The 7,298-nt window shown below is 27.7% G+C and carries 7 protein-coding genes and 1 pseudogene; 2 read left to right on the forward strand and 6 right to left on the reverse strand.

What is annotated here, in order from left to right; genetic code table 11:
- The first annotated feature begins 31 nt into the window (after window positions 1-31).
- Entirely contained in the window at window positions 32-382 is a 351-nt protein-coding gene (locus B3603_RS00885) for a hypothetical protein (protein WP_291559629.1), read from the forward strand.
- Window positions 383-588: 206 nt separating this feature from the next.
- Here the strand turns inward: B3603_RS00885 and B3603_RS00890 are convergent, their stop codons facing one another.
- On the reverse strand, window positions 589-717 hold the full coding sequence (locus B3603_RS00890; RefSeq protein WP_291559631.1) for a hypothetical protein: 129 nt from the start codon (window positions 715-717) through the stop codon (window positions 589-591).
- 255 nt (window positions 718-972) lie between these two features.
- Complete coding sequence (locus tag B3603_RS00895) at window positions 973-1,656, reverse strand: Bax inhibitor-1/YccA family protein (RefSeq protein ID WP_291559633.1); 684 nt, start codon at window positions 1,654-1,656, stop codon at window positions 973-975.
- A gap of 863 nt (window positions 1,657-2,519) precedes the next feature.
- On the opposite strand from B3603_RS00895, the gene B3603_RS00900 reads away from it, so the two are divergent.
- Entirely contained in the window at window positions 2,520-4,028 is a 1,509-nt protein-coding gene (locus B3603_RS00900) for a Na+/H+ antiporter NhaC family protein (RefSeq protein WP_291559635.1), read from the forward strand.
- Between the two features lie 147 nt (window positions 4,029-4,175).
- Here B3603_RS00900 and B3603_RS00905 read toward each other — a convergent pair whose 3' ends face one another.
- From B3603_RS00905 to B3603_RS00920, 4 genes and pseudogenes are all read right to left on the reverse strand, one after another.
- Window positions 4,176-4,949, reverse strand: coding sequence for an ABC transporter ATP-binding protein (locus tag B3603_RS00905; protein ID WP_291559637.1), 774 nt, complete (start codon window positions 4,947-4,949; stop codon window positions 4,176-4,178).
- Window positions 4,949-6,027: pseudogene (locus tag B3603_RS00910) on the reverse strand (FecCD family ABC transporter permease). Before B3603_RS00910 ends, B3603_RS00905 begins: the two are co-directional and overlap by 1 nt.
- Window position 6,028: 1 nt before the next feature.
- Window positions 6,029-6,931, reverse strand: coding sequence for an ABC transporter substrate-binding protein (locus B3603_RS00915; RefSeq protein WP_349676769.1), 903 nt, complete (start codon window positions 6,929-6,931; stop codon window positions 6,029-6,031).
- Window positions 6,927-7,247: a CGGC domain-containing protein gene (locus B3603_RS00920; protein ID WP_039636370.1), complete on the reverse strand. Its 321-nt coding sequence runs from the start codon at window positions 7,245-7,247 to the stop codon at window positions 6,927-6,929. The genes B3603_RS00915 and B3603_RS00920 overlap by 5 nt, the downstream gene beginning before the upstream one ends.
- Window positions 7,248-7,298: the final 51 nt, after the last annotated feature.

Below are 7,298 nucleotides of genomic sequence, written 5' to 3' on the forward strand. Positions count from 1 at the left end.
TATATACAAAGGATGGGGATAAGATTTTATTATGAGTAAAGTTATGAGTTATTTTAAAGATATAATTAAATCGATTTTAGTAGGTATGATTGTTTCTTTAGTATTAATAATAATATCCGGCTTAGGCTCTATTTTAGTAAATGGGATTGATATTAAAGGTACCTTAGATATTATGAAAAGTACCTTATTTATTATAGGAGCATTTGGATTATTAATATTTTCAGGACTTATACTAAAACGAGACTCTAGGAGAACGTTAATATATGAGAAACAATGGAAAGAAAAGTTTAAGGTAATTAAATTTCAAAATGTATTAATGTTCATAGCTATAATGATTCTATGTTTTGGAATAATATTAGATAGAATTAGTTACTATTTTTAATCTTATAGTTTAATTCATGTGAAACCCATAACTAGTCAACATGCTGATTAGTTATGGGTTTTACATGAATTATTATAAATAGGACTATTAAATTATTTATAATTTAGCAGTGCAGCGAATTTAAGTGATTACGATCATAAACGTATAATTAAATTATATATCAATTGAAACTATGTAAATTCATTGAGTCTTAAGGCTGAGAAGAATTATTTTCTTAGAATTTTAGGAAGTTCTTCTAATAATTTTTCTCTTGTAAAAGCATCTTCAGAATTCCATTTCATATTATCAACAAGATATACATATCCATTTTTAACAGTAGGTAAATTGTACCACATAGTACTATTCAGCAATTCTTGCTATGATTTTTACAGATTCAACACTATTAAGTATTAATATGAAAATTCAATTTCCTAAAATTGTGAATATAGTTGATTATTCAGATACTAGTTTTAGTAAATATATAATTGTAATTTCTTATCTTAAAAAATGATAGAGCATCCCTTAGTTAAAAAAATAAATAATATTTAATACTATTTTATCTATTCAATAAAAAAATGTCCTAAATTTTTGCATTTAGGACATTTTTTATATTATCTTCGTTTTCCTATTAATCTTAAAAGATAAATAAATAAGTTTATTAAATCAAGATAAAGTTCTAGAGCAGCAATTACAGCAAATTTATTTAAATTTTCTTTATCAAATTCATAAGAATCTTGATGTATAAGTTTAATTTTTTGCATATCATATGCTGTTAAGCCACAGAATAAAAATAATCCTATGTAACTTATTGAATTATAAAGTCCAGTTGAACCTATAAAAAAATTTGCAATACTTGCTACAATAATTCCTACAAGTGCCATAATACAAATTCTGCCTACAGTTGATAAATCTCTTTTTGATGTTAAACCAATCATACTACAACAGAAAAACATTATCGCAGCTATAATAAACACCGTTATAATAGAACTTAAGTCATAAAGAGCAAATATAGTTGCAAAAGTTATTCCACTAACAGCTGAATATAATAAAAACAATGCAAGAGCTGTATTAGTAGAAATATTTTCTAACTGTTTGTTTATTATTACAACTAATCCGATTTCTATAGCACATACTACAAAAAGTGAAGCACCATTAGAATATATTAAATTCATACAAGCTTCACTAGTTGATACTAAATATGCAATAGCAAAAGTTACAACTAACCCCATAGTCATGTAAAGAAATGTTTTACTAATAAATTTGTTTTCACTTTTTTTGTAAGAAACTTCTGTCATAAAAATCTCTCCTTAATATAAATTATATTGAAAAAATAATTAATTGATATGCTTGTTCATTTGTAGAATATTTCCATCATAAGAATTAATTATAGCTAGATCACTATTAAATTCCTTTTTTATTTGACATTAAATATATCTCTTACATTTGAACAGTTATTTTTTATATACTTAAATTAATTTTACCATTTCTTACATAAAATTTCAATGTTATATAAATTTTTAAATTTATAAACCAAATTTTCGCTAAATTTTGACCAAATAATACTATAGTAATTGTATAAACTTTGTCAATATAATAGGGAAAATACAATGATTATAGTAAGAAACTTAAAACAATTTAAAATTTATTGAAAAAATCCTTGATAAATTTTAAACTTTTAATTATAATTATAAACGATAAATGTATAAAAATATTTGAGACATAAAATTATGTGAATTTTTTTTAAACAAAAAATGAACTATGGATAATTTACTTTAAAATTTATTGAAAACATAATTTTTTCACAATTATGAAATTTATTTTTGGCATTTTTATTTATTCATATTAGGTATTACAATACAATAATACAAATATTTTATATTTTAAATTTTATATTCTAAAAATTTTTAATTAAAATTATACTCATATTATTATGAAATTATATTTATAATAATACTTTATACCATTTAATTGAAAGAAATGTTGTTTTTTTCATATTATGTATACAAATTATTAACAAATTATTAGAATTCTTATAAAATATTGAATTATTTTATTTATACTAATATAATGTATTTATACAAAAATTTTAATTGTGAAAAATATGTAAAATATTTTCATTTAAGTTGACGATTTTTGTTGACAAAAGGAGGAATTTGAATTGACTTTTTTAAGCGGGATTATGAAGCTTTCACCAATTGCAGTTTTAATAGGCTTGATGATGGGTGGAATGGAGGTCTTAATAGCGGCTCCACTTGCAACTTGCTGGGCTGTGATTATGGCATATGTGACAGAAAAAATTAAATTTAATGAGGCTGTAGATTGCGCAGTTGAAAACGTTAAAGCTATGCAATTTGTATTCTTTATACTGATGTTTGCGTATGCGATGGCAGCAGCGTTTATGGCAACTGGAGTTGGGGCAGCTATAGTTAATGTAGCTTTAGGACTTGGACTAACAGCAAGAACTGTTGCTCTTACAGGATTTATGGTTACTGGAATATTGTCAATAGCAACAGGAACATCTTGGGGAACTTTTGCAGCATGTGCACCAATTTTTCTATGGCTTTCTCATATAGTTGATGGAAATATTTTGGTGACAGCAGCTGCTATAGCAGGAGGAGCTTGTTTTGGAGATAATATAGGATTAATATCTGACACAACAGTTGTTAGCTCTGAAATTCAAAAAGTAGAAATAATGGATAGAATTAAAAGACAAGTTGTCTGGGCTGGTTTGTGTTTCGTTATTGGAGCTATAGGTTTCTACATATTAAGTGTAGTTCTAAAACTTCCAAATGATTCATCTGTTAATGCAGCTTCTGCAATAGATGCAATTCCAAAAGAGGTTTGGGCTACACTAGGACAAGAAAGACCAGCAGCAGTAGATTTATTAAATCAAGTTAAGGATGGAGTACCTATATATATGGTAATACCATTAATTCTTGTTATAATAGCAGCTGCTAAAGGAATATCTACATTAGCATGTTTATCTATAGGTATAATATCTTCATTTATTCTTGGATTATTTGCAGGAACTACTACATTACCAGGGTTTTTAGAGTTAGTACAAGGCGGATTTTCTGAAGCTGGACAAACTGTAATCGTTATGATGATGTGGGTCGGTGCATTTGGAGGTATAATGGCAAAAATGAAAGCATTTGAGCCAATATCAAAGCTTGTTGTACGCATGTCTAAAAATGTTAGACAACTTATGCATTGGAATGGATGGTTATCAATAATTGGTAATATGTTGCTTGCAGATGAAATGGCACAAATTGTAACTATAGGACCTATAATTAAAGAATTAGTAGATGATAATGTTGAAGGTAGCGAAGAAGCAATATATCAGTTGAAAATAAGAAACTCTATATTCTCGAGTTCATTAGGAGTTTTTGGATCTCAATTGATTCCATGGCATGTATATTTAAGCTTTTACGTAGCTATTTCAAATGCTGTATACCCATTGTATACATTTACACCATTTTCATTCATTAAATATAATATAATGGCAGTGGTTACAGTAGGATCATTACTATTACTTACTCGTACTGGTCTAGATAGATTTATTCCTAACTTTGGATTACCTACAGAGCCAGAAGTTAGACTTAAGAAGAAAACTAATGTTAAAAATAACGATAAATCTTGTGATGAACCTATGAGAGCATCATCATAAAACAAAAGCCCATCTATATTTAAATAGATGGGTTTCTTATATTTTTTAGAATAATTATTAAGAAACGCTTATATAAACTAAAAGATATAATATTAAAAAAGTAAGAAGTCAATTTTATAAAACATAAATACCTATTACTAAAGTTTATTATTTTATATAAGGTGACCTATAGATGATATTTAAAATATCAGTTTCTTTATCCACCATAACCTTAACATCAACCTCATACAAAGATTTTATTAGCTCCTCAGTTAGAACTTCCTTTGGCGTTCCATAGCTAACAATTTTTCCTGATTTCATGGCATAAATTTTATCACAATATAAAGCAGCGATATTTAAATCATGAATAGCAGATATAACTGTGATACCAAGCTCTTTTACTGTTGCCATAAATTGAAGTTGATACTTTATATCCAAATGGTTTGTAGGTTCGTCTAAAATAAGACATTCTGTTTTTTGTGCTAAAGCCCTTGCAAGGATTATTCTTTGCTTTTCTCCTCCCGATAAACTTGAAAAACTTCGATTAACATAACTTGACATACCTACCTTAGCTAAAGACTCTTCCATAATTTTGTAGTCTTCAGTATTATCTTTTTCTATAAATTTTTTATGTGGTGATCGTCCCATTAAAACCATATCTGAAACAGAAAAATCAAAATTATAATTATTATGTTGAGACACCACAGCCATTTTTTTTGCACTTTCCTTCATAGAAAAATCTTTGATATTCTTATTATCTAAAAATATAGCGCCTGTAGAAGGTTTTAAAGTTCGATATATACATTTTAAAAGTGTGCTTTTACCACTACCATTAGGTCCTATAATGCCTACAAATTCCTTTCTGTCTGCATGAATGTTTAATCCCTTTAAGATATGATTTTCTCCTAAATAAGCTTCTAAATCTAAAGTTTTTACTTCCATTAAGCATTACCTCCAAATCCATATGACTTACTTACCATAAGATATATAAATACTGGAGCACCTATTATAGAAATCAATATTCCTATTGGTAGTTCATTGCCAGGTATTATGATTCTAGATAGTACATCTGCCCAAACCATAAATATAGCTCCTATCAATGCTGATAATATAATAATTCTTTTNNAAATACCATTCTTGTAAGGTGTGGGATAATAAGTCCTACAAATCCAATCGTTCCTGATGAGTATACTATAAACCCAATTATTATAGATATGATGATTAGATAGAGTTGGCGATACTTATGTAAATCTGTACCTAAAGTTATAGAAACTTCATCACCAAGTAACATCAAATTAAGTGTTCTATATTGGGTAATAAAAAATAATGTAGCCAATATTACAAGTGGAAAAATTATTATTATATTTTCCCATTTTGCACCGGCAAGACTTCCCATCAACCAATAGGCTATAGTTTGTGCAGCATCTTTATTATTAGAAAAATATACAATAAAACTTGAAAATGCTGAGCACACAGTACTTAATGCCATACCAGCTAAAAGAAGTTTTGTTGAATTAGCTCTTCCATTTACATTTGCAAGGGTTAATACTAGTATTGATATTGCAAATGCACCTATAAAAGCACATATACCTACATAATTACTACCAAAAAAGATACCTACCCCAAGCATAATAGCTAATGTAGCTCCTAGAGATGCACCAGAAGAAATTCCTAATATATAAGGATCTGCTAGAGGATTTTTTACAATTGCTTGCATGGTTACTCCAGATACTGAAAGACCTATGCCTACAGCAACTGCCAAAATAATTCTTGGAAGCCTTATAAACCAAACAATATCATATACAGGGCCACTTGATAAAAGCTCCGGATTTCCAATGCTAAATAGTTTGTACATTATGATCTCATATACATCTTTTACGGAAATATCCACAGAACCCATAGTGACAGTTATTAGAATAGAAAAAATCAATATAATTACAAGTATAATGGAAACACCTATATAAGCAGGTGTTCCATTAAGTAATCCATTTTGTGTATTATCTTTATAATTTTTTTTCATTTTATTTATTTCCGTATAACTCAGGATATAATCCTTTTGAAATTGTTTTTATACCATCTAGTGTTCTTATACCACTAGAATAAACTTCACTTAACATTATAGAATTAACACGTTTTGATTTTATAGCAGAAACGCTTGAAAGTGCAGGATTGTCCATAATAGATTTTAATGCAGAATCTCTATCAATTTCTTCTCCATAATAAACAGTAAAAATTACATCAGGGTTAAGTTTTATTAAATCTTCATTTCCTATTTTACCATTAGATTTTGCTACCAAATCTGCTCCGACTTGTTTTGCTATGTCTCCACCTATACTATCTTCTCCATAAACTCTATATACACCATCTTTTTGTACTTCTAAAATCACTGCTTTAACAGACTCTTTGCCTTTAACAAAATCTTTAGCTTTGTCTATTTCACTTTTCATTGTGTTAACTATTTCATTAGCTTTATCTTCTACATCAAAAATTTTACCCATATTTAAAATATCATCATATTCATTTTGTAGTGTATTTGGGCTAATAACACCACTGTTTTGTGATATATATGTATTTACATTTCTTTCATGCCAGAATCCTACATCACCAAGTTTTTTCTCACCAAATAGAGAATACCAGCTCAATATGAAATCAGGTTGTAATCCGATAACTTCTTCTTTTGTAGGTACTTTTTCATAATATTTTATTTTGCTAAAAGCATCTTTAAATTCCTCTTTAACATCATGATCTAACCCAGCAGTAGCAATAATTTTATCTTGTAATCCTAGTGCTAGTAATGTCTCTATTGAATTTTGATATACTGCAACAACCTTTTCAGGTGATTTTTCAAATGTAACTTTTACAGGTTCTTTAGCATAATTATAAGTTGTAATTGTAACAGGANNACATTTATTAATATTTTTAATGAGTGCCTTCTACTACTTCTATATGGTGTTTTTCAAATATTGCCTTTATTTCTTTAGTTCTTTGACTTTCACATTTAACAACACAAACACCAAAATGAAGTCTTTCTACTCCTGCTTGTTCTAATTTTTCAGCAATATTCATTAAATTTTTATCAGAATTATTCGAACATGCATCGCAGGTAAAGAAGGACATAAGTTCTAAATTTTCATTTTTATATGTACTAAAGTGTTTTTCTCTATTATTTAAAGCTTTAAAACATCCCATGGTTGTACATATTCCATTAATTTTTTCACATACCCCAATAGCTATTTTCATTTTTCCCTCCTATAAAATAAATTGTTTCCTCATAAATAATAGCCCTTTAAC

It is taken from the genome of Clostridium sp. UBA2485, assembly GCF_002341865.1.
Lineage (GTDB): Bacteria > Bacillota > Clostridia > Clostridiales > Clostridiaceae > Clostridium_J.

What these genes read in the sequence shown, in the direction of transcription:
- B3603_RS00890 (WP_291559631.1), bottom strand. Translation starts at nt 717, where the DNA reads ATGTGGTACAATTTACCTACTGTTAAAAATGGATATGTATATCTTGTT.
- B3603_RS00920 (WP_039636370.1), bottom strand. Translation starts at nt 7,247, where the DNA reads ATGAAAATAGCTATTGGGGTATGTGAAAAAATTAATGGAATATGTACA.
- B3603_RS00905 (WP_291559637.1), bottom strand. Translation starts at nt 4,949, where the DNA reads ATGGAAGTAAAAACTTTAGATTTAGAAGCTTATTTAGGAGAAAATCAT.
- B3603_RS00885 (WP_291559629.1), top strand. Translation starts at nt 32, where the DNA reads ATGAGTAAAGTTATGAGTTATTTTAAAGATATAATTAAATCGATTTTA.
- B3603_RS00895 (WP_291559633.1), bottom strand. Translation starts at nt 1,656, where the DNA reads ATGACAGAAGTTTCTTACAAAAAAAGTGAAAACAAATTTATTAGTAAA.